The 22,357-nt window shown below is 70.5% G+C and carries 18 protein-coding genes; 14 read left to right on the top strand and 4 right to left on the bottom strand.

The features are described 5' to 3' along the window. Positions 1-35 precede the first annotated feature (35 nt). On the bottom strand, positions 36-1,280 hold the full coding sequence (locus tag OHA72_RS63215) for a L,D-transpeptidase (RefSeq protein ID WP_327005581.1): 1,245 nt from the start codon (positions 1,278-1,280) through the stop codon (positions 36-38). 431 nt (positions 1,281-1,711) lie between these two features. Between OHA72_RS63215 and gltB the strand changes: the two genes are divergently transcribed. The 9 genes from gltB (at position 1,712) to OHA72_RS63170 (ending at position 14,864) form a co-directional block, all read left to right on the top strand. Further along, positions 1,712-6,289, top strand: coding sequence for a glutamate synthase large subunit (gltB, locus tag OHA72_RS63210; RefSeq protein ID WP_327005580.1), 4,578 nt, complete (start codon positions 1,712-1,714; stop codon positions 6,287-6,289). Further along, a complete protein-coding gene (locus OHA72_RS63205) occupies positions 6,282-7,757 on the top strand; it encodes a glutamate synthase subunit beta (protein ID WP_327005579.1) in 1,476 nt (491 codons plus the stop codon). The genes gltB and OHA72_RS63205 overlap by 8 nt, the downstream gene beginning before the upstream one ends. 76 nt (positions 7,758-7,833) lie before the next feature. Further along, the gene (locus tag OHA72_RS63200; RefSeq protein WP_327005578.1) at positions 7,834-8,676 is read left to right on the top strand and encodes a neutral zinc metallopeptidase; all 843 of its coding nucleotides are present in this window, start codon (positions 7,834-7,836) and stop codon (positions 8,674-8,676) included. Between the two features lie 81 nt (positions 8,677-8,757). Further along, on the top strand, positions 8,758-9,843 hold the full coding sequence (locus OHA72_RS63195) for a hypothetical protein (protein ID WP_327005577.1): 1,086 nt from the start codon (positions 8,758-8,760) through the stop codon (positions 9,841-9,843). 29 nt (positions 9,844-9,872) lie between these two features. After that, positions 9,873-10,919: a S8 family serine peptidase gene (locus OHA72_RS63190; protein ID WP_327005576.1), complete on the top strand. Its 1,047-nt coding sequence runs from the start codon at positions 9,873-9,875 to the stop codon at positions 10,917-10,919. A gap of 103 nt (positions 10,920-11,022) precedes the next feature. Beyond that, a complete protein-coding gene (locus OHA72_RS63185; RefSeq protein ID WP_327005575.1) occupies positions 11,023-11,427 on the top strand; it encodes a hypothetical protein in 405 nt (134 codons plus the stop codon). Then, the gene (locus tag OHA72_RS63180) at positions 11,427-12,599 is read left to right on the top strand and encodes a WXG100 family type VII secretion target (RefSeq protein WP_327005574.1); all 1,173 of its coding nucleotides are present in this window, start codon (positions 11,427-11,429) and stop codon (positions 12,597-12,599) included. Before OHA72_RS63185 ends, OHA72_RS63180 begins: the two co-directional genes overlap by 1 nt. Before the next feature lie 35 nt (positions 12,600-12,634). Next, on the top strand, positions 12,635-13,672 hold the full coding sequence (locus OHA72_RS63175) for a S8 family serine peptidase (protein ID WP_327005573.1): 1,038 nt from the start codon (positions 12,635-12,637) through the stop codon (positions 13,670-13,672). Positions 13,673-13,703: 31 nt separating this feature from the next. After that, on the top strand, positions 13,704-14,864 hold the full coding sequence (locus OHA72_RS63170) for a mechanosensitive ion channel family protein (protein WP_327005572.1): 1,161 nt from the start codon (positions 13,704-13,706) through the stop codon (positions 14,862-14,864). A 6-nt stretch (positions 14,865-14,870) separates the two neighbouring features. On the opposite strand, the gene OHA72_RS63165 is transcribed toward OHA72_RS63170, so the two are convergent. Then, complete coding sequence (locus tag OHA72_RS63165; RefSeq protein ID WP_327005571.1) at positions 14,871-15,989, bottom strand: low temperature requirement protein A; 1,119 nt, start codon at positions 15,987-15,989, stop codon at positions 14,871-14,873. A 101-nt stretch (positions 15,990-16,090) separates the two neighbouring features. Between OHA72_RS63165 and pyk the strand changes: the two genes are divergently transcribed. The 4 genes from pyk (at position 16,091) to OHA72_RS63145 (ending at position 19,780) form a co-directional block, all read left to right on the top strand. After that, a complete protein-coding gene (gene pyk / locus OHA72_RS63160) occupies positions 16,091-17,521 on the top strand; it encodes a pyruvate kinase (RefSeq protein ID WP_327005570.1) in 1,431 nt (476 codons plus the stop codon). 19 nt (positions 17,522-17,540) lie between these two features. Beyond that, entirely contained in the window at positions 17,541-18,419 is an 879-nt protein-coding gene (locus tag OHA72_RS63155; RefSeq protein ID WP_327005569.1) for an acyl-CoA thioesterase, read from the top strand. A gap of 3 nt (positions 18,420-18,422) precedes the next feature. Beyond that, a complete protein-coding gene (locus tag OHA72_RS63150) occupies positions 18,423-18,878 on the top strand; it encodes an RrF2 family transcriptional regulator (protein ID WP_327005568.1) in 456 nt (151 codons plus the stop codon). A 401-nt stretch (positions 18,879-19,279) separates the two neighbouring features. Further along, positions 19,280-19,780, top strand: a complete 501-nt coding sequence (locus OHA72_RS63145; RefSeq protein WP_327005567.1) for an NADPH-dependent FMN reductase — start codon at positions 19,280-19,282, stop codon at positions 19,778-19,780. A gap of 143 nt (positions 19,781-19,923) precedes the next feature. Here the strand turns inward: OHA72_RS63145 and OHA72_RS63140 are convergent, their stop codons facing one another. Together OHA72_RS63140 and OHA72_RS63135 are read right to left on the bottom strand one after the other, a co-directional pair. Then, positions 19,924-20,148, bottom strand: coding sequence for a hypothetical protein (locus tag OHA72_RS63140; RefSeq protein WP_327005566.1), 225 nt, complete (start codon positions 20,146-20,148; stop codon positions 19,924-19,926). A gap of 108 nt (positions 20,149-20,256) precedes the next feature. Further along, a complete protein-coding gene (locus tag OHA72_RS63135) occupies positions 20,257-20,712 on the bottom strand; it encodes an RrF2 family transcriptional regulator (RefSeq protein ID WP_033359691.1) in 456 nt (151 codons plus the stop codon). Between the two features lie 237 nt (positions 20,713-20,949). On the opposite strand from OHA72_RS63135, the gene OHA72_RS63130 reads away from it, so the two are divergent. Beyond that, positions 20,950-22,272, top strand: a complete 1,323-nt coding sequence (locus OHA72_RS63130) for an ROK family transcriptional regulator (protein WP_327005565.1) — start codon at positions 20,950-20,952, stop codon at positions 22,270-22,272. Positions 22,273-22,357: the final 85 nt, after the last annotated feature.

The following is a 22,357-nucleotide window of genomic DNA, read 5'->3' as shown; positions in this document are numbered from 1 at the left end:
GCGGCCCCTGTCCGCGCTGCTCTGTAGCCGTCCGGTTACGCCGAGGGCGAGACCGTGACCGTGGCGCTCGGCTGGGCGCTGGCGCCCGGGTCCGCGGCCGGCGGCGGGAGGGCGCTGCCCTTGACGTACTCGTCCCAGGTCTTGTCCCAGTCCGTCCAGCCGTTGCCCCAGGCGAGCTTCCGCGTCGTGTTCTTCACGATGTGGACGTCGCCGATCTTCGTCAGGTCGAACAGGTACTTCGCGTTCTTCTGCGAGACGTTCGTGCAGCCGTGCGAGACGTTGCGCTTGCCCTGGTCGCCCTCGGACCACGGGGCCGCGTGGATGTACTCGCCGCCGCTGGTCGTGCGCTGCGTCAGGTACACCGTCTCGCGGTACGGGTCGGACGGGTCGGTCGACACGAACAGCTCGGACTGCTGCTTGTCCATGACCACCATGGCGCCGCTGGAGCTCGGCGTCTTGGCCTTGCCGAGGCTGACCGGGATGGTCTTGATGACCTCGCCGTTCTTCTCGACCGTCATCTGGTGGGTCTTGTCGTCGGTGGTCATGATGATCTTGTCACCGACGGTGAAGTTCGTCGTGACGTCCTTGGCGCCCCAGCCGGTCTTCGTCAGCTGCAGGCCACCCGTCGCCAGGCGGACGCTGACCTTCGTGCCGGTCTGCCAGTACTCCTTCGGGCGGAAGTGGACCTCACCGCCGTTGAACCAGTACCAGGTGCCGACCTGCGGCGGCGTGCTGGTGACCAGCAGCCGCTTCTCGACGCTCGCCCGCAGCTCCGTGGGAACGCTGGAGCCGAAGCGCACGACGACCGGGATGGCCACACCGTAGACCTTGTTGTCGGACAGGGCCGTCGAGACGTTGACCGTCTTGCCGGGCTTCGCCATGGTCGTGAACGTGACCTTCTTGCCGGTGCTGTCACCGGCGGAGGTCACGGTCGCGGTGTACTGCGTGCCGTATTTGAGCTGCGTCGCCGGGATCCAGGTCGTGCCGTCGGAGCGCAGACCGCCGTTCACCGTGGCACCGGACGCGTCCGTGAGCGTGACCGACGCGTTCGCGCCGGGCGCCGCCTGCAGGGCGAGTTCGGTGGCGGTGGAGACGCCGGTCGCGCCGTCGGCCGGCGCGGTGAGGGTCGCGGTTGGCTGCGCGGCGGACGCGGAAGCCGAGGGGCCGCCGGCACTGCCGCTGTCACTCCATTTGGGTTTTTCGTCAGCGCTGCAAGCAGAGAGGGCGATCAGGCCGGCAAGAGCGGTGATCGTGGCCAGTGCGCGTGCGGAGACTCCCATGTCCACACCTCCTTCGTTGGGCTAGAGCATGCACCGGTTACAACGCCGGTGTATCCCAGGTTTGTGCCACACGGTTCAACCCGTTGAACCGGAGCAGGGGCATCGTATGAAGTAACGGAGAGCCTGAGCTATCCGCTCCTTGGACGTGTTCCAGACTGTCCAAGGTTGCGTCCCGATTCGGTAACGACCGCCCTGTAGCACCCCCTGTAGCACCCCCGCAGCACCCCCGCAGTGCTCCTACCTGGGCGCTCGTGGGATTTGTCACGATCTCACGTTGTAGGTCGCGCGCCGGTGCAGGCGGTACGTTGGTCGGCAACGCACACGGCGGGCGGCCGATCACACACATGAGGATCGCGCCCGAATCTTCGCGTACACTGGCAAGACTGCTCCGTAGACTGTTTTTGGGCCGACGTTGTCCCGACTCGCAATCGATGACGTCAGGAGGCCCGATGGGTTACCCCGGACCGCAGCCGCAGGGTCTGTACGACCCTGCCTTTGAACATGACGCCTGCGGGGTCGCGTTCGTGGCTGACATCCACGGCCGGCGCTCCCATGACGTCGTGCACAAGGGGCTGTCCGCGCTGTTGCGCATGGACCACCGGGGCGCTCGCGGCGCCGAGCCCAACACCGGCGACGGCGCCGGCATCATGATCCAGATCCCGGACGCGTTCCTCCGTGCCGTCTTCGAGCCCAGCGCCGCCGGCGTCGACGACCTCCCTCCCGCCGGCTCGTATGCGACCGGTCTGGCGTTCCTGCCCAACGACGACGACGCGGCCCAGCGTGCGATGCGCGTGCTGGAGAAGTACGCGCTCGTCGAGGGCGCCCAGGTGCTCGGCTGGCGCGACGTGCCGACCGACCCCACCGACCTCGGCGCGACCGCGCTCGTCGCGATGCCGCGCATCAAGCAGGTCTTCATCAGCGCCGAGAAGCTCAGCGCGCCGGGGACCGTGCTGTCCGGCCTCGACCTGGACCGGGTCGTCTACTGCGTGCGCAAGCAGACCGAGCGGGAGACCCGCGAGCGCGGCATCCAGCTCTACCTGCCGTCGCTGTCGTCGCGGACCATCACGTACAAGGGCATGCTCACCCCTGACCAGGTCGTGTCGTTCTTCCCCGACCTGTCCGACGAGCGCGTCACCTCCGCCATCGCGTTGGTGCACTCGCGCTTCTCCACGAACACGTTCCCGTCGTGGGAGCTCTCCCACCCGTACCGGCTGATCGCCCACAACGGCGAGATCAACACCATCCGCGGCAACCGGAACTGGATGGCCGCCCGCGAGGCGCTGCTGGCCACGGAGAACCTGCCGGGCAACATCCGCCGGCTGTTCCCCATCTGTACCCCCGAAGCCTCGGACTCGGCGAACTTCGACGAGGTCCTCGAGCTGCTGCACCTGGCCGGCCGGAGCCTGCCGCACGCGGTGCTCATGATGATCCCCGAGGCGTGGGAGAACGACCCGCGGATGGACCCGCTGCGGCGGGCGTTCTACCGCTTCCACGCCTGCCTGATGGAGCCGTGGGACGGCCCGGCCAGCGTCGCCTTCACCGACGGCACCGTCGTCGGCGCGGTCCTGGACCGCAACGGGCTGCGCCCCGGCCGCTGGTGGCAGACCGCCGACGGGCTCGTCGTGCTGGCCAGCGAGGCGGGTGTGCTCGACCTCGACCCGGCGACGATCGTGGCGAAGGGCCGCTCGGCGCCCGGCAAGATGCTGCTCGTCGACACGGCCGCCGGCCGCATCCGCACCGACGACGAGATCAAGTCGGAGCTGGCGCAGGCCGAGCCCTACGAGGACTGGCTGCACGCCGGTCTCATGGACCTCGACCAGCTGCCCGAGCGGGAGCACGTCGTCTACACGCACGACTCCGTGCAGCGCCGCCAGCAGACCTTCGGCTACACCGAGGAGGAGCTGAAGATCCTCGTCGGGCCGATGGCGCGGGCCGGCGCCGAGCCGCTCGGCTCGATGGGCACCGACACGCCCGTCGCCGTGCTCTCCACCCGGCCGCGGCTGATGTACGACTACTTCACCCAGCTCTTCGCGCAGGTGACGAACCCGCCGCTGGACGCCATCCGCGAGGAGATCGTCACCAGCGTCGCGGCCACCATCGGCCCCGAGGCCAACCTGCTCAAGCCGGGTCCCGCGTCGTGCCGGCAGATCGCCCTGCCGTACCCGGTCATCGACAACGACGACCTCGCCAAGCTGCTGCACATCGACGACGATGGCGACCTGCCCGGCTTCAAGGCGGTCCGCGTCTCCGGCCTGTACCCGATCCGCGACGGCGCGACCGGCCTCAAGCGCCGCCTCGTGGAGATCATGCGCGGCGTGTCCGAGGCGATCGAGGACGGCGTGCGGGTCCTGGTCCTGTCCGACCGCGACTCGACCGTCGACCTGGCGCCGATCCCGTCGCTGCTGCTCACCGCCGCCGTCCACCAGCACCTCGTCCGGGAGCAGACCCGCACCCAGGTGTCCCTCGTGGTCGAGTCCGGCGACTGCCGCGAGGTGCACCACGTGGCGCTGCTGTCCGGGTTCGGCGCGTCCGCGGTCAACCCGTACCTGGCCTTCGAGAGCGCCGAGGACCTCATCGCCACCGGCGCGCTGCCCGGCGTCGCCCCGGAGAAGGCGGTCTACAACTACGTCAAGGCGCTCGGCAAGGGCGTCCTGAAGATCATGTCGAAGATGGGCATCTCGACCGTCAGCTCCTACTGCGGCGCCCAGGTCTTCGAGGCTGTCGGGCTGGACCCGCGCCTGGTCGAGCGGTACTTCACCGGCACCCCCAGCAAGATCGGCGGCATCGGTCTCGCCGAGATCCACGCCGAGATCGCGGCCCGCCACGCGCGGGCGTACCCGGCCAACGAGGCCGAGCGGGCGCACCGCCGGCTCGAGGTCGGCGGGGAATACCAGTGGCGCCGCGAGGGCGAGCTGCACCTGTTCAACCCGGAGACGGTCTTCCTGCTCCAGCACGCGACCCGGTCCAAGCAGTACGACGTCTTCCAGCGGTACACCGCGAAGGTCGACGAGCTCGCCGGGCAGGCCGGATCGCTGCGCGGGCTCTTCGAGCTGCGCACCGGGGTCCGTCCCGCCGTGCCGATCGAGGAGGTCGAGCCGGCCACCGAGATCGTCAAGCGGTTCGCGACCGGTGCCATGTCCTACGGCTCCATCTCCATGGAGGCGCACGAGACCCTCGCCATCGCGATGAACAACATCGGCGGCAGGTCCAACACCGGCGAGGGCGGCGAGGACGTCGAGCGGCTGCACGACCCGCGCCGGCGCTCCGCCATCAAGCAGATCGCCAGCGGCCGCTTCGGCGTGACCACCGAGTACCTCGTCAACGCCGACGACCTGCAGATCAAGATGGCGCAGGGCGCGAAGCCCGGCGAGGGTGGCCAGCTGCCCGGCAACAAGGTGTGGCCGTGGATCGCCAAGACCCGCCACGCCACGCCCGGCGTCGGGCTGATCTCGCCGCCGCCGCACCACGACATCTACTCCATCGAGGACCTCGCCCAGCTGGTCTTCGACCTGAAGAACGTCAACCCGGCGGCCCGCGTCCACGTGAAGCTGGTCTCCGAGATCGGCGTCGGCACCGTCGCCGCCGGTGTCGCCAAGACCAAGGCCGACGTCATCCTCATCTCCGGCCACGACGGCGGCACGGGCGCGTCGCCGCTCAACTCGCTCAAGCACGCGGGCACGCCGTGGGAGCTCGGCCTCGCCGAGACCCAGCAGACGCTGCTGCTGTCGGGCCTGCGCGACCGGGTCAGCGTCCAGGTCGACGGGCAGCTCAAGACCGGCCGGGACGTCATCATCGCGGCGCTGCTCGGCGCCGAGGAGTTCGGGTTCGCGACGTCGCCGCTCATCGTGTCCGGCTGCATCATGATGCGCGTCTGCCACCTGGACACCTGCCCGGTCGGCGTCGCCACGCAGAACCCGGCGCTGCGCAAGAAGTTCACCGGCACGCCCGAGTTCGTCGAGAACTTCTTCTGGTTCCTCGCCGAAGAGGTCCGCGGCTACCTCGCCGAGCTGGGCTTCCGCACCCTCGACGAGATGATCGGCCGCACCGAGCTGCTCGACGTCCGCCCGGCCGTGGACCACTGGAAGGCCGGCGGGCTCGACCTGACCCCGTTGCTGCACGTGCCTCCCCTCGCCGACGACGCGGCGCGGCGCCAGACCACCAAGCAGGACCACCGCCTGGAGCGGGCCCTGGACAACCAGCTCATCGCAGCGGTCACGCCCGCGCTCGACGAGGGCACCACGATCAAGCTGGAGATCGCCGTCCGCAACGAGCACCGCTCCGTCGGTGCGATGCTCGGCGGTGAGATCGTCCGCCGGGTCGGCGGCGCAGGCCTGCCCGACGACACCGTGGACGTTACGTTGCACGGCACCGCCGGGCAGTCCTTCGGCGCCTGGGTCCCTCACGGTGTCACCCTGCGCCTCGTCGGCGACGCCAACGACTACGTCGGCAAGGGCCTGTCCGGCGGCCGGCTCATCGTGCGCCCCGACCCCACGGCCCCGTTCGTGGCCGAGGAGCAGATCATCGGCGGCAACACGGTCCTGTACGGCGCCACCGGCGGCTCCCTGTTCATGCGCGGCAAGGCGGGGGAGCGGTTCGCGGTGCGCAACTCCGGCGCGGTCGCCGTCGTCGAGGGCGTCGGTGACCACGGCTGCGAGTACATGACCGGCGGCGCCGTCGTCGTGCTCGGCCCCACCGGCCGCAACTTCGCCGCGGGCATGTCCGGCGGCGTCGCCTACGTCTGGAAGCTCGACCGCACGCTGGTCAACGCCGAGCTGGTGGACCTGGAGCCGGTCTCCTCGCCGTCGGTGCTGCGCGAGCTGGTCGCCGCGCACCTGGCCGAAACCGGCTCCGCGGTCGCCGGGCGCATGCTGGAGGACTGGGACGCGTCGGTCCTGGAGTTCACGGAGGTCGTGCCGCGCGACTACAAGCGCGTCATGGAGGTCATGCGGGCCGCCGAGGCAGCCGGCCGCGATGTCGACGCGGCTGTCATGGAGGTCGCACGTGCCTGACCCGAACGGTTTCCAGCGGTACGAGCGGCGCCTGCCCGCCCGGCGTCCCGTGCCGGTCCGGCTGCGTGACTGGCGCGAGGTGTACCCGTCGGCCTCCGACGAGCTGATCACCGAGCAGGCCAGCCGCTGCATGGACTGCGGCATCCCGTTCTGTCACGACGGCTGCCCGCTCGGCAACCGCATCCCCGACTGGAACGACCTGGTCCGCACCGGCAACTGGGACTTCGCGATCGAGGCGCTGCACGCGACCAACAACTTCCCGGAGTTCACCGGGCGGCTGTGCCCCGCACCCTGCGAGGCCGCGTGCGTCCTGTCGATCGCCGGCGGCCAGCCCGTCACGATCAAGCAGGTCGAGGTCGAGATCATCAACCGGGCCGTCTCCGCCGGCCGGGTCACGCCCCGCCCCGCACCCGAACGGTCCGGCCGCAGCGTCGGCGTCGTCGGCTCCGGTCCCGCCGGGCTCGCCGCCGCGCAGCAGCTCGCCCGGGCCGGTCACGACGTGGTGGTGTACGAGCGCGACGACGCCCTCGGCGGCCTCATGCGCTACGGCATCCCCGACTTCAAGCTGGAGAAGGGGCACATCGACCTGCGCCTGGACCAGCTGCGCGCCGAGGGTGTCCGCTTCGAGACCGGCGTCAACGTCGGCGTCTCCGTCTCCGTCGACGACCTGCGGGCCCGCCACGACGCGCTCCTGCTCGCCTGCGGCGCACTGCAGGGCCGCGACGTGCCGGAGACGCCGGGCCGCTCGCTCGCCGGCGTACACCTGGCGATGGAGCACCTCGTCGAGTCCAACCGGGTCGTCGCCGGGCGTGTCCCGGCCGCGTCGATCTCAGCCTCCGGCAAGAACGTCATCATCATCGGTGGCGGTGACACGGCGGCCGACTGCCTCGGCGTCGCGCACCGGCAGGGCGCCCGGTCCGTGCTGCAGCTCGACCAGTACCCGGTCCCGCCGGCCGAACGCGACGAGTCGCGCGACCCGTGGCCGACGTGGCCGTGGATCCTGCGCAACTACCCGGCCCACGAGGAGGGCGGCGAGCGCGCCTTCGCCGTCGCCGTCACCGCCTTCGAGGGCAACGACGACGGCGACCTCACCGGCGTGCGCATCGCCGAGGTCCAGGTGTCCAGAGTGGACGGCCGCAGGGTCGTCACCGAAATGCCGGGCACCGAGCGGCTCTACCCGGCGGAGCTCGTCCTGCTCGCCATCGGCTTCGAAGGCACCGAGCCCGGACCGCTGCTCACGAACCTGGGCCTGACCCGCAACCGCCGCGGCGGCATCGACACCGGCGCCGACTGGCAGACCTCCGCACCGGGCGTCTTCGTCGCCGGCGACATGCACCGCGGCGCGTCGCTCATCGTGTGGGCAATCGCCGAAGGCCGGTCGGCGGCCGCGTCGATCCACGCGTACCTTGGCGGCGACGGGACCCTGCCCGCTCCGGTGGAGCCGTCCGCGGTGGCGCTGTCGGCCTGAGGCCGTTGCTGTTCTTTGTCGGGTGCTAAACGGGAGCGGCGCTGTTGTGGGGCCGCTCCCCGGGTACCCGTCGGCCATGAAGCCCGCCCCGTTGTTCGCGCTGCCGCCGGTGTTCGCGGCGGCTCTCCTGCTGTGGCTGCTGCCTGCCACCGCTGCGCACGCGTCCGACCCGCCGCCGTTCTGGGCGCCGTCGATCCCGGCCATGCCGACCCCGCGGCCGCCGTCCGGCTCTTCTGCTCCCGGCTTCCCTGCTCCCGGCTCTTCTGCTCCCGGCCAGTCTGCTCCCGGTCCGTCTGCTTCCGGCTCTTCTGCTCCCGGCTCTTCTGCTTTCGGACACGCCTCGGCGCCGGCCGACTCGACGTTCGCCCACGACGTCAGCATCGCGCTGCGGGTCGTGGAACGGTACTGGAGCTCCCGCATCGTCGGCTTCCGGCCGGTGTCGCGGGTCGTGCCCTACCGCGTGGACGGCGAGGTCATGTGCGGCACCCAGCCGATCCCGACCCAGAACGCCGCCTACTGCCCCGTCGGTGACTTCATCGCCTACGACGTCAACTGGTCCGAGCAGGTCTACCAGGAACTCGGCGACGCGTTCGTCTTCTACCTGCTCGGCCACGAGTACGGCCACGCGATCCAGCAGCGCCTCGGCATCAACTACCAGTTCACCATCTACCAGGAACTGCAGGCCGACTGCTTCGCCGGCGCGTACATCGGCGACTCCATCAAGGTCGGCGACTTCACCCTCGAGGACGGCGACCTCGACGAACTCAGGAACGGCCTCTTCTCCGTCGCCGACCCCGAGGACGAACCCTGGTTCCAGGAAGGCGCCCACGGCTCCGCCGCCCAACGCACCGGCGCCTTCTTCGACGGCTACGAGCAGTCCCTCGACGCCTGCGACATGCCCTCCTCGTATCACGGCTGAACCTGCGGTACCGTCACGTCTGTCTATTGCACATCGTGGCGGGGAGAACGCGATGAGTGATCACCAGTTCGGCTGCCTCTGATGGCCGAGTCGTACCGCCGGTGGCGGGTGCCGGAGCTGTGGCAGATGGTCGCCGCCGACACCCCGGCGAACACCCACCTCCACCTCACAACCCTGCGCCGCCAGCAGACCGCCCTGGAAACCCAGCGCGACCGCCTACGAACCCTCCGCGACCACCTCGCCGAGGCCTGGCCACCCGAGAAGAGCGAAGCGGCGAGCGCCTTCATCCAGCGCCTCAACGACATGATCCGCGCGATGTCGCTGACGGCGAGCGGGGCGGCCGACGTGCGCAGCAGGATGAGCCTGATCGTCGAGGCGCTCGATCAGGCACGTGCGGAGCTGGCACCGCTGGTCGAGCAGTACCAGCGAACGGCCGACCTGCCGGATCACCGGGTGGCGGAACACGCCCGGAAGCTCCTGGACGAACGCGCCCGCCACATCCTCATGACGACCGACGCGAGGGTGGTCGACCCGGCGGCGGCGATGGACGTCCAGCTGCCCGTCTATGAACGGTTCAGCATGCAGACCACCGTCGTGACGCCGGTGAGTGGCGGCACGCCGGGCGCGGGCGGTTCCACCGCAGGGAACCCTGGCCGACGCGGAACCAGCGATCTCGCAGTGCCGCGCTTCGATCCGCCGGAGCCCTCAGGCGGTCTGGCGGACGCTGAGTTCGGGCTGGCCGCTGGCAACCAGGACGTGCTGCTCTCGTCCGTGGTCCCGGCGGCCGACGCGGCCGATCCGATCGACCGTTCTGCGCTGGCACCAGGGCGGGTCCTGGGTGGCGCTGCCCTGCCGAAGAGCACCGCCACGCCCAGCGCGGTCGTCGCGAAAGGCAACGTGGGCACGCCCAGCGTGATCACCGGCGGCGCCTCAGGGACCCGGCCGGCGATCGGCGCTCCGGGAGTCGGCGCACCGGCAGCACGCGGGATCGGCGGTGCCGGCGGCTACCGCGATCGATCGTTCGATGAATATGCGAGTCGTCGGCGTGCTTCGCGAGACAGCGACGACGAATCGTGGTCGGTGCAACAGGGAGTGCCGCCCTTGATCGACGTTCCTCCGGCCCGGGCCCACGATCCGGGACCAGGAGTCATCGGAATAGACCGTTGACCGCAACTCGTCGGGCAGTCCTCGCCTGCGTGGCGTTGTCGGTTGTGATCATCGGGACGCCCGACCTTGCCCGTGCTGACAGCATTCGTGACCGGCAGTGGCACCTCAAGGCCTTGCGAATCACGCAGGCACACGAGATCACGCAGGGTGCAGGTGTCGTCGTAGCGGTCGTCGACACAGGTGTCGACGACCGTCACGGCGAGTTGGCCGGTGCCGTCCTTCCGGGCAAGGAGTTCGGTGAGCAGCCGACCGGCGACGGGAAACGTGACACAGACGGGCACGGCACGGCTATGGCGGGCCTCATTGCAGGCCGCGGTCTTCCCAACGGTGCTGGTGTGCTCGGTGTCGCGCCGAAGGCCACCATCCTGCCGGTGCAGACGTTGCACAGCGAGTTCGGCGGCTCTCCGATCGACCTGGGCGACGGCATCGCCTGGGCGGTTGAGCAGGGTGCCAAAGTCATCTGCGTCGCGGCGGGCACGAGCGAGTATCCGGAGGTGAAGGCGGCAGTCGCGGCGGCCGTCAAGGCAGACGTCGTGGTCGTGGCGAGCGCCGGGAATCTGCCGCAGACCAAGCAGGTCGCGTTTCCGGCCAAGTTGCCCGGGGTGTTGGCGGTTGGCGGGACGGACAAGGACGGGGATCATGCGCGCATCTCGGCCACTGGCCCTGAGATGGTGCTGGCAGCGCCCGCCGTGGACGTGGTGTCCACTGGCGCGTTCGGGGCCTATGTGACCGGCGAGGGCACGAGCAGCTCGACGGCGATTGTGGCTGGGGTGGTGGCGTTGGTGCGGGCGAAGTTCCCCCAGTTGCCGGCCGTCGAGGTCATCCGGCGGCTGACCGTCACCGCGACCGATCGGGGAAAACCGGGCCGGGACGACGAGTACGGGTACGGCATCGTCAATCCGGTCGCGGCGTTGACGGCGTCGATCGGGCCGACCGTGGCTGCGTCGCCTCCCTCGGATCGTGCCGGACAGCGGGACGCCTCCGCGCCGCTGCCGATGGTCTGGGCCTTCGTCGGTGGTGGGACGGTCGTCACGTGTGCCGGGCTGCTGGCCTGGCGGCGGCGCCGGTTGCGGTAGTTGCTGTCACGCTTCGCAGTTGCTGCAATTCCGGGCGTCACAGCGCTTCGGACTTGCGGTACCGTCACGTCTGTCTATTGCACATCGTGGCGGGGAGGACGCGGTGAGTGATCAACAGTCGGGCTTCACGGTCGATCTGGAAGCGGTCCGTTCGTTCGGCGCCGGGTTGCACGCCGACCTGACCGCGCACCTGTCACCGGAGCACGACCAGATCCTGCGCACGTTCGTCGACACTCCGTCGTTCGGCACCCGCACGGCCAGCCCGGACGTCCAGGCGGCGGCGACGTTGTACCACCGCAAGCTCATCGAACTGCTGGACCTGATGGACGCGTTCGTCCACAACGGCGCCGTGTTCGTGCAGGCGGCCGAGGAGGTCGCCGCGGCCTATGCGCAGGCGGACACGTTGAGCGGTGAGCAGTTCAAGGCCAGCCTGGCCGTCGCGTCGACCAAGGTGGACGACGCGCTCTGGACCGCCCAGCACGACCCGAAGACGGGCAGGTCCGCCTGATGGCCGAGTCGTACCGGCGGTGGCGGCTGCCCGAGCTGTGGGAGATGGTCGCCGCCGACGATGCCGAGGATGCTCACCTGCATCTGGCAACCTTGCGCCGCCAGCAGACCGCCCTGGAAACCCAGCGCGACCGGCTGCGAGTTCTGCGGGACCAGCTCGCCGAGGCATGGCCACCGGAGAAGAGCGAAGCGGCCACGGCGTTCGCCGACAAGTTGAACGACATGATCGATGCGATGACGGGAACAGCCCGGGGTGCCGGCGAGGTTCGCGGGAGTCTCGTTCATATCGTCAACGTGATCCAGGAATCGCGTTCGAAGTTGGCGTCGCTGGTCGCGGAGTATGGCAAGGCTTCCGAACTCGCCGACCCGCGAGTCGGTCAGCACGCGAAGAAGCTGCTGGATCAGCGAGCTCGGGATGTTCTCATCGCGGCCGACGCCACCGTGGTGAAAGCGATGGGCCTGCTCAATGTGCCCATGCCCCAGTACACGCGGTTCAGTACGCAGGGAGTAGTTCCGATACCGGTCACCGCCGTCGGCACGGGCTCGCCCGGCAGCAGCGCTGGAACTGGAAGCGGTCACCGTCTCGCATTGAGCAGCAGCGGTGCGGCGACGGCACTGGTTCCTCCGAGATTCGAACCGCCTGCTCCTGCGATTGACGAAGACTTTCTGCTCACCGGCCGGCACGTCACTGACGTGCTGGGCGCAGGTGGCATGAATCCCGGGCCGCCTCCAGCGGGTTCGTCGGTATCTGTCCGATCGACCGGCGGAGAAGCCGTCACCTATCCGGTGATCGGATCACCCGGCGGGTTCGGCGCACGAGGTGCAACTGCGGGCGGCGGACCTGTCGGCCAGCCTACGACGATGAGGCCTTTCGGCACACCACTGGTTGGTGGCTCGGCGCCCGCCGGTTCCAATCGGATTGGCGGCGCGACGTCGGCTGCGATGCGTCGCCCGGCGGCAGCGACCTCGCCGTATTCTGCGAGACCAGTCGGTGGCGGTGGTGGTGGCGGGTATCAAGACCGGTCATTCGATGAATACATAGCACGCCGCAGGACACAACAGCGCGACGGTGAGGGCACGTGGTCAGTTCCGGAAGGCGTGCGACCGCTGTTTGAGGCCGAGATGCCCACCGCTCACGATCCGGGTCCCGGCGTTCTCGGGATAGACCGTTGAGGTTGCCACCCCGAATCGCAGCCGTGCTGTGTGCGGTGATTCTGATATTCACTCCGTCGAACGCAGAGGCTGACGAGATCCGGGACCGGCAATGGCATCTTGCCGCTCTCCGTATCCCCGAAGCTCAGAGTCTGAGCCAGGGTGACGGCGTGCTCGTAGCCGTGGCGGACACGGGCGTCGACGCCAGGCGCGGCGAACTGGCCGAGGCCGTCACCGCTGGAAAGGAATTCGGAGAACAGGCAAACGGCGACGGAAGAACCGACACCGATGGGCATGGAACGGCCATGGCGGGGTTGATCGCCGGTCGTGGACTTGCGGACGGCTCCGGCGTCCTCGGCATCGCTCCCAAGGCGCAGATCCTGCCGGTCCGCACGATTCGCAGCGAGTTCGGTGGTTCACCGGCAAACCTCGGGGCCGGCATCGAATGGGCTGTGTCTCGAGGCGCTCGGGTCATCTGCGTCGCCGCGGGCACGAGCGAGTACCCAGAGATCAAGCGCGCCGTGGAAGTCGCCATCCGCTCCGACGTGGTGGTGGTGGCCTCGGCCGGCAACACCACCACCGCGCAGCACGTCGCGTTTCCCGCGAGCCTCCCCGGTGTTGTGGCGGTCGCCGGAACCGGCAAACAGGGTGATCACGCGGACATCTCCGCGACGGGGCCGGAGGTGGTGTTGGCGGCGCCTGCGGTTGACATTGTTTCGACGGGGGCGTTCGGCAAGTACGTGACGGGTGATGGGACGAGTAACTCGACGGCGATTGTGGCTGGGGTGGTGGCGTTGGTGCGGGCGAAGTTCCCCCGCCTCTCCGCCGCCGAGGTCATCCGGCGGCTGACGGCGACCGCCACCGATCGGGGGAAGCCGGGGCGGGACGACGAGTACGGGTACGGCATCGTCAATCCCGTGGCCGCGCTGACCGCGGAGCTGCCCGCTGTGGCACCCGGCGGCAGTCCGGCCGCCACGGGGCAGGGGGAGACGCCGGGGCGTGGGGTGGTCGGTGTGGCGGCAGGGTGGGTTGTGGTGGGGGTCGGGGTGGTTGGTGGAGTTGTTGTCTGGTGGGTGCGACGCAGGACACGTTAGGAGGCCAGCGGGCTCGGGTACCCAGCGCCGAATGCGAGACACGCTCATCGACACGCTCGAGCCGCTGGGCATTGCGCTCGGGGCGGCGCTCGTCGCGTTGTTGCTGGTGCAGGCGGTGCATGTGGCGCTGCTGCGGGTGGGGCGGCGGTCGGTGTTGCTGACCGAGCTGGCGAACAGGGCGCACCGGCCGACGCAGGGGGTGGTGGTGCTGTCGGCGGTGTACTTCACGATCCGGGACACCGCTGACGAGGCGGAGTGGCGGCCCACGTTCCTGCACGTGGAGCAGCTTGTCATCATCGGGGCGGTGGCGTGGCTGGTCGCGGCGTTGCTGGTGGTGGCGGAGGACGCCGCGCTGGCGCGGTTCAGGACGGACGTGCCGGACAACCGGCAGGCGCGGCGGGTGCACACGCAGGTGGTGATGATCCGGCGGGTGACGGTCGCGACGGTCGCCGTGATCGCCGGTGGGGTGATGCTGATGACGTTCCCCCAGGCTCGGATACTGGGCACGAGCGTGCTCGCCAGTGCGGGGTTCGTTGGCATCATCGCGGGTCTGGCGGCGCAGAGCCTGTTGCGGAACCTGTTCGCGGGGCTGCAACTGGCGTTCAGCGACGCGGTGCGGCTCGGGGATGTCGTCATCGTCGAGGAGGAGTGGGGGCGGGTCCAGGAGATCACGTTGTCCTACGTGGTCGTGCACGTGTGGGACGACCGGCGGTTGATCCTGCCGACGTCGTACTTCACGGAGAAGCCGTTTCAGAACTGGACGCGGACGGAGGCGGCGCTGCTCGGCGACGTCATGCTCGACGTCGACTGGTGGTTGCCGGTGCCGGAGGCGCGGGAGGAACTGCGCCGGGCGCTGGAGTCGACGGACCTGTGGGACGGGCGGGTGTCGGTGCTGCAGGTCGTCGAGGCGACGGGCAGCGCGATGCGGCTGCGGGCGCTGGTCAGCGCGACCGACGCGCCGAAACTGTGGGACCTGCGGTGCTTCATCCGGGAGCACATGGTGACGTGGCTGCGCGACGCGCACCCGTCGTCGCTGCCGCGGGTGCGGGCCGAGATGACCTCCGCGATGCCGTTGCACGCGACGCTGACCGGGCAGACGCACACGGCGGACAGCGACGCCCGGGTGTTCAGCCACAGCGTCGACGGCCGGGCCCGCGCCGAGGCGTTCACCGGTGGCGAACGGGAGCACTGACAGCGGCTAGCCGGCAACCGGGGTTCTGGAACGGAGCACAAGGCGGGCGGCCACCAGTACCGACAACACCGCCGCCGTCACGACCAGCGACGCCCCCACGAAGGTCGCGGCCAGGACCAGGACCGCGGCGGCCGGCTCCAGCCAGGTGCGGGGGCGGATGTGCAGGACCCACAGCGCCACCAGCAGCACCGCGACCGGGATCGTGACGGGGGCGCCGGACAGGTCGGGGCGGTCCACGACGGCGGCGATGCCGGCCCCGATCGCCGCGGCGGCCGCGAAGACGACGTAGTGCCCGTAGCCCCACACGAACGCGTGGCGCTGATCCACCAGCAGGCGGTGCGCCGGGTGGTCGAAGTACAGCCACCAGAACGCGAACACGATGACCAGGCCGCTGCCCGCCACCCACCACAGCCGGTCCTGCACGAACCCGGCCTGCATGGCGAGGGTCGTGGACAGCACGATCTCGCCGAGCACGATGATGAACAGCAGGCCGTACCGCTCGGCGATGTGATGCGGATGCCAGGGCGTGTGGTAGTCCCGCTCCGCCCACGGCGGCACCGCGAGCTCCGCGGCGACCATGACGAAGAACAGCGCCAGGTGCGGGGTGCCGTGGGTGAGCAGGATCAGCGACCAGCCGACCAGGCACGCGGACACCCCGGCGGCCATCCGGCGGGCGGTGCGCCGGCCCCCTGATCGACCACCAGGGTCGCCGGCCGACGCCCGCAGCCACTGGGTGACCAGGGCGGCGCGCATGATGACGTACCCCACGGTGACGGTGCCGAAGTGGCCGTGGAACGCGTCGGTGACCCCGGCGGCCAGGACGAGCACGCCGGCGATCTGCACGAGGGTCGTCAGCCGGTACGCGACGTCGTCGGTGTCGTACGCCGAGGCGAACCAGGTGAAGTTCATCCACGCCCACCAGACGGAGAAGAACACCGTCAGGTACGCCACGAGCCCGTGCACGACGTCACCGTCGGTGACCGCGTGGTGCAGCAGCTGTGCCACCAGGGCGATGGCCACCACGAAACACAGGTCGAACAGCAGCTCGAGCGGTGTCGCGACACGATGGGGCTCGCGGGTGTCGCGGGTGCCCATCGGCCGGCGCCACTGTGAGGTGGAAGCCATCGCACGATTATGAGGGAAACCCCCGGTGGACAGTGTCTCAACTGATGGCGCCACCCTGGGTCGGGCGAAGCGTCACTGCGTGGAGGGGCTAGCCTCAAGGTGTGACTCGACGCGCAAAAATCGTCTGTACGCTCGGACCCGCCACATCGTCTCCGGAGCGGATTCGCGGCCTCGTCGACGCCGGGATGGACGTCGCGCGGCTCAACTTCAGCCACGGCAGCCATGAGGACCACGCCGCGGTGTTCACCCTCGTCCGTGAGGCCGCCGCTGCCGCCGGCCGTTCCGTGGGCATTCTCGCCGACCTCCAGGGTCCCAAGATCCGGCTCGGTCGCTTCGCCAACGGACCCCACGAGTGGCGCACCGGTGACACGGCCGTCATCACCAGCGACGACATCGTCGGCACCGCCGACCGGGTGTCGTGCACGTACACCAAGCTGCCGCAGGAAGTGAAGGCCGGCGACCGACTGCTGATCGACGACGGCAAGGTTGCCGTCGAGGTCACCGGCGTCGAAGGAAACGACATCACCGTCCTCGTCACCGAGGGCGGCATGGTCTCCAACAACAAGGGTGTCTCGCTGCCCAACGTCGCGGTGAGCGTCCCGGCCATGTCCGACAAGGACGCCGAGGACCTCCGCTTCGCGCTGCAGCTCGGCGCCGACTGGATCGCGTTGTCGTTCGTGCGCTCGCCCGACGACATCAAGCTCGTCCACGAGATCATGGACGAGGAGCGGGTGCACCGCCCGGTCATCGCGAAGGTCGAGAAGCCGGAGGCGGTCGCCGCCCTCGAGCAGATCGTCGCGGCCTTCGACGGCGTCATGGTCGCCCGCGGCGACCTCGGCGTCGAGATGCCCCTCGAGCAGGTGCCGCTCGTGCAGAAGCGGGCCGTCCAGCTGTGCCGCGAGTCGGCGAAGCCGGTCATCGTCGCCACGCAGATGCTCGACTCCATGATCGAGAACGCCCGCCCGACCCGCGCCGAGGCGTCCGACGTCGCCAACGCCGTGCTCGACGGCGCCGACGCCGTCATGCTCTCCGGCGAGACCAGCGTCGGGCGGTATCCGATCCTGACCGTCTCCACGATGGCCCGGATCATCGCGACCACCGAGGGCGGCTCGCTGTCGGTGCCGCGCCTGCAGCACGACCCGCGCACCCGTGGTGGCGCGCTCACCTCGGCCGCCTCCAACATCGCGCGCAACATCGGCGCCAAGGCGCTCGTCGCCTTCTCGCAGACCGGTGACACGGTCCGCCGCCTCGCCCGCCTGCACTGCGAGCTGCCGCTGCTCGCGTTCACGCCCGAGCCGACGGTCCGTAACCAGCTGGCCCTGTCGTGGGGCGTGCAGACGTTCGACGTGCCGTTCGTCCAGCACACCGACGAGATGTTCCAGCAGGTCGACCTGGCCATGGTCGGGCTGCCGTGGCTGAGCGCCGGCGACGACGTCGTCATCGTCGCGGGCTCCCCGCCCGGGACGCCCGGCTCGACCAACACGCTGCGCGTTCACCAGCTGGGAGCACTGTCACAGGAACACAGCGCGTAATTACCTCTAGATTGCAGGGGTGGACGAGCTTGCAAGCGGACAGGCGGCGGTAGACGCCCTCGTCCGACTCCTGGACCTCGAAGCGTTGGGGGACGACCGGTTCCTGGGCATGAGCCCGCCGGTCGGCCCCCAGCGCGTCTTCGGCGGGCAGGTTGCCGGGCAGGCTCTCGTCGCCGCCGGCCGGACCGTCGACCCGCAGCGCCAGGTGCACTCGCTGCACGGGTATTTCGTCCGGCCGGGCGACCCGACGGAGCCCATCACGTACGCGGTGGAGAACATCCGCGACGGCCGCTCCTTCTCCGTACGCCGGTCCGTCGCGCAGCAGCACGGCAAGGTCATCTTCTTCATGTCGGCGTCGTTCCACGTCCCCGAGGACGGCCTGGACCACCACGAGGCCGCGCCGGCGGACATCCCCTTGCCGGAGGAGACGCCGACGATGGCGGAGCGGCTGGCGAAGTATCCGGAGCGGGCCGGCATCTGGTCGATAATCCCCCGCCCGATCGACGTGCGGTACGTCGGCGAGCCGGGCTGGGTCCGCCCCGGCGACCGCCCCGCCTCCCCGACCCAGCGGGTCTGGATGCGTATCGACGGCAAGCTCCCCGACGACCCGCTGCTGCACGCGTGCGCGCTCACGTTCGCCTCCGATCTCACCCTGCTGGACTCGGTCCTCGCCGTCCACGGCGCCGTCTGGGGCCCCGGCGGCTTCGTCGGCGCCAGCCTCGATCACGCCCTGTGGTTCCACCGCGGCTTCCGCGCCGACGAATGGTTCCTGTACGACTCGGTGAGCCCATCGGCCTCCGACGCCCGCGGCCTGGCCACCGGCCGCATGTTCACCCGCGATGGGCGACACATCGCGACGGCCGTGCAAGAGGGCCTGTTGCGACGCGTGGGAGGATGAGTCATGCGCCTTTCAGCCCGGGTCGACTACGCCCTCCGCGCGGTGGCGGAGCTCGCGGCGTCGGCCGGTGACGGCAAGCTGGTGACCGCCGACCGCCTGGCGGCCGCCCAGCAGATCCCACCGAAGTTCCTCGAGAGCATCCTGCTGCAGCTGCGCCGCGGCGGCATCGTCGTCGCCCAGCGTGGCCCCGAGGGCGGCTACCGGCTCGCCCGGCCGGCCGCCGAGATCAGCCTCGCCGAGATCATCCGCGTGATCGACGGCCCGCTCGCCAACGTCCGCGGCCAGCGCCCAGAGGAACTCGGCTACCACGGCGCCGCCTCCGCGTTACAGGACGTGTGGATCGCCCTGCGCGCCAACGAGCGTCTCATCCTCGAGACGGTCACGATCGAGGACGTCGTCACGGGCGAGCTGCCCGAGCGCGTCCGCGACCTGGTGGCCGACCCGCGCGCCTGGGTCTGACGGCGCCGCCGGCGGGCACGGTGCGGTGGTCCTGCCTGGTTGCAAAAGCCGCCTGCTCCGGTCCGTCGTGGGCACGACCGTCGCTCCCGTCAGCCACCGGTCGGCCGTGAACGGCCTCCCTGCCACCTCCGCGTGCAGTTGCGCGGACGCGACCTCCGGCCGCGACAAGCCCGCGGCCGTGAACGGCCGCGCCGCGACCTCCGGCCGCGACAAGCCCGCGGCCGGGACGGGTGCCGCGGGCTGGACGGGGCACGGATGCGACGTCGGTGCCAGTGGACGTCAGAAAACCGGCTGGCTCCACGTTTGTGCCGTGCTCGGAGGTGCTCCGTCCCGTGATCACAGGACGGAGGGTTGATCCTTTCGCTATTTCCGATCGATTCGATAGGAGATAGGATCGGCGCATGATCGTCGTGCTCTCGGGCAACCCGCGTCCGCACTCCCGCACGCTGCACCTGGCGGAGGAGGTCGGCGCCGCGCTGGCGGACCGGCTCGGCCAGCCGGTGCCGCACACCATCGACGTGGCCGCGCTCGGCACGCGCCTGCTGCAGACCGGCGACGGTGCGGTCGCCGACGCGCTCGGCCGGCTCCGGCGCGCGAGCGTGCTGGTCGTGGCGACCCCGACGTACAAGGGCACGTACACCGGTGTGCTCAAGGTCCTGCTGGACCAGCTGCCGGCCGAAGGGCTCAAGGACGTGGCGGCGGTGACCGTGGTGACCGCCGGGGTCGGCCCGCAGGCCGACGCGACCGAACGGCACCTGTGCGAACTGCTCGGTGAGCTCGGCGCGGTGCCGGTGACCCCGGGCCTGGCGGTGGTCGAGTCGGAACTGGCGAACGCGGGGACCGCCGCCGCCGAGTACGTCGCCCGGGTCGGCGACGCCTTCACCGCCGAAGCCGCCGTCTGACCCGCATGGTCTGACCCGCATGGTCTGACCCGCACGGTCTGACCCGCACGGTCTGACCCGCACGGCTTGACGCGTGCGGCTTGACGCGTGCGGCTTGACGCGTGCGGCAGGACCTGGGTCGGCGCCGAGGGGCGGGGTGGCCGTCAGCGGGCGATGAGGTTGCCCGCCATGGCGAGGGGTGAGTCGTCGGCACCGTCGGCCTGCTCGCTGAGGACGTTCAGCGAGCGGGCGATGCTCACCAGCGCATAGGTCTGCGTGACCTGCAGCGTCCGGTCCATCTGCAGGTCGTCGGCCATGTCCAGCTCGTCGCGGATGGCGTGCAGGAAGCCCTCGGCCGCCTGCAGGTACGGGTCGTGCGCCTTAGACATGACCTGAGCGTAGGTCCGCAACGGGCGACTCACCCCCGGTTCGGGACTTTCGGCGCCGCCGCCAGATCTCCCCGCGCCGCCCGCCCGCGTCCGCTCAGGTGCCAGGGCTCAGCGGGGTTGCCATGCCTGCGGTGGCGTGGTGAGGCGCCGGACGTGTGCCGGCATCCGGCCGCGGACCACGTCGGCGAGGCTGACCTCGTCCAGGACGTTGCGCACGGCGGCCCGCACGGCCACCCACAGCTGCTGCAGGTGTTCGGCGGTGCCGGAGTACATCGCCTCCTCCGGACGGACGCCACGCACCTCGGCGAGCGGGCCGTCGACGGCGCGGAGCACGTCGCCGACCATGATCTCGGAGGGCTGGCGGGTCAGGACATAGCCGCCGTCGACGCCGCGCTGGCCGCGGACGAGACCGGCCCGCCGCAGGTCGCCGAGGACCGCCTCCAGGAACTTGCGGGGCATCTCCTGTTCGTCGGCGAGGCCGGCGGCCGATACGACCGCGGGGTAGGCGGCCGCCAGACCGAGCGAGGCGCGCACCGCGTAGTCGCCGCGTGCCGAGATGTGCATGGCAAAGACTGCCTTCCCGCAGAGAGCGTCGCCGTACCCATGACGGACCTCGGGGCCCGCCATGGGGCTAGCTTTTCGAGCTAGCCGATGGGGAATGTCCGATACCAATGTAGGGTGCGCGCTCACGGGTGATCGCCGGGGTAGCGTTGTCGGATTATGCGACCAGACGAACGCGTGGGTGAGCGGTCACCCGAACCCCGCTCATCCGAACCGCGCAGGGGCGCCGATCACAACGTGATGCGCGAGGTCAACCGTTCGCTGGTGCTGGCGTTGGTCAAGGAGGGCGGGCCGGTCTCGCGCGCGAGCATCGCCCGTTCCACGACGCTGGCGAAGCCGACCGTGTCCGCGATCGTCGACGAACTGATCGCCGACGGCCTCGTCCGTGAGCTCGGTCCGGGCTCGACCGCGGTCAGTGGCGGCCGGCCGCCGATCCTGCTCGAGTTCAACGCCCGCTCCCAGCTGGTGGTCGGCGCGCACATCGGCGCCCGGCGCACCACGGTCGCGATCGGCGACGCCGCGGGGGAGGAGATCGCACGGCGCGAGTTCCCCACGCCGACCGCCCTCGCCGCGGCGTCAGGTCCCGGGGGCACAGCGGGTCCCGGGGGCACAGCGGGTCCTGGAGGCAGTGTGGGTCCCGGAGGCAGTGTGGGTCCTGGAGGCAGTGCGGGCCCTGGGAGTTCCCAGGCGCTCACGGGTGTGGCGCCGGCCGACGCGTTGCGGATGGTGGCGGCCGAGGCGCGCGCCGCGATCCAGAGCACGGCGCTGCCCACCGCCCGGCTCGCCGCGGTCGGGGCGGTCCTGCCCGGGCTCACCGACTTCCATACCGGCGTGTGCCTGCTCGCGCCGAACCTCGGCTGGCGGGACGTGCCGGTCCGCGACATCCTCGCCGCCGAGCTCGGCGCCCCCGTCTACGTGCACAACGCCGGCCAGGCCGCGGCCGTCGCCGAGAACCTGGAGGGCGCCGGCGGGCGCGTCGGGGACCTGGCGCTGCTGTACGCGGGCACCGGCCTCTCCGCGGGTGTCCTGTCCGACGGCAGGGTGTTCCACGGTGTCGGCGGGACCGCGGGCGAGATCGGGCACAACGCCGTCCCCGGCAACGAGGAGCCGTGCAACTGCGGCAAGGTCGGCTGCCTGGAGACGATGGCGTCCGGACCGGCGATCGTGCGGGCGGTGCGCCGCGCGCTCGCCGCGGGAGAGCCGTCGAGCCTGGCGGAGCTCGGGACGTTCGACGCGCGGGACGTCACCGCGGCCGCCCGGGCCGGCGACACCGTTGCCACGGCCGCGATCGCCGAGATCGGCGCGCACCTGGGGCTGGCGGCGTCGTGGCTGATCAACGCGTACAACCCGGCGGTCGTCATCGTCGGCGGCGGGCTGGCGCCGATCGGGGACCTGCTGCTGGACCCGCTGCGGGCAGCGGTGGCGCGGCACGCCCTGGCACCGGCGCTGCGCGGCGTCGAGATCCGTGCGTCGATGCTCGGGCCGGACGCGGAGGTGCGCGGGGCGGTGCTGCTCGCGTTGCAGCACTCGGAGACGTACTACCGGGTCGTCTTCCGCGCCTGACGGCCACTGGGTTGCTTCCGCGCCTGACGGCGCGGTGCATGCTGTGGATGTGCGCCACAGTACGTCCTGGTTGAACTGGATATTT

The organism is Dactylosporangium sp. NBC_01737 (genome assembly GCF_035963215.1).
In the GTDB taxonomy this organism is placed as follows: domain Bacteria; phylum Actinomycetota; class Actinomycetes; order Mycobacteriales; family Micromonosporaceae; genus Dactylosporangium.
The sequence above is the reverse complement of the archived record's forward strand: the minus strand, read 5'-3'. Positions and strand labels throughout refer to the sequence as shown.

Coding starts and splice junctions, on each gene's coding strand:
- OHA72_RS63215 (WP_327005581.1), bottom strand. CDS start 1,280: ATGGGAGTCTCCGCACGCGCACTGGCCACGATCACCGCTCTTGCCGGC.
- gltB (WP_327005580.1), top strand. CDS start 1,712: ATGACGTCAGGAGGCCCGATGGGTTACCCCGGACCGCAGCCGCAGGGT.
- OHA72_RS63200 (WP_327005578.1), top strand. CDS start 7,834: ATGAAGCCCGCCCCGTTGTTCGCGCTGCCGCCGGTGTTCGCGGCGGCT.
- OHA72_RS63195 (WP_327005577.1), top strand. CDS start 8,758: ATGGCCGAGTCGTACCGCCGGTGGCGGGTGCCGGAGCTGTGGCAGATG.
- OHA72_RS63180 (WP_327005574.1), top strand. CDS start 11,427: ATGGCCGAGTCGTACCGGCGGTGGCGGCTGCCCGAGCTGTGGGAGATG.
- OHA72_RS63170 (WP_327005572.1), top strand. CDS start 13,704: ATGCGAGACACGCTCATCGACACGCTCGAGCCGCTGGGCATTGCGCTC.
- OHA72_RS63165 (WP_327005571.1), bottom strand. CDS start 15,989: ATGGCTTCCACCTCACAGTGGCGCCGGCCGATGGGCACCCGCGACACC.
- OHA72_RS63150 (WP_327005568.1), top strand. CDS start 18,423: ATGCGCCTTTCAGCCCGGGTCGACTACGCCCTCCGCGCGGTGGCGGAG.
- OHA72_RS63145 (WP_327005567.1), top strand. CDS start 19,280: ATGATCGTCGTGCTCTCGGGCAACCCGCGTCCGCACTCCCGCACGCTG.
- OHA72_RS63140 (WP_327005566.1), bottom strand. CDS start 20,148: ATGTCTAAGGCGCACGACCCGTACCTGCAGGCGGCCGAGGGCTTCCTG.
- OHA72_RS63135 (WP_033359691.1), bottom strand. CDS start 20,712: ATGCACATCTCGGCACGCGGCGACTACGCGGTGCGCGCCTCGCTCGGT.
- OHA72_RS63130 (WP_327005565.1), top strand. CDS start 20,950: ATGCGCGAGGTCAACCGTTCGCTGGTGCTGGCGTTGGTCAAGGAGGGC.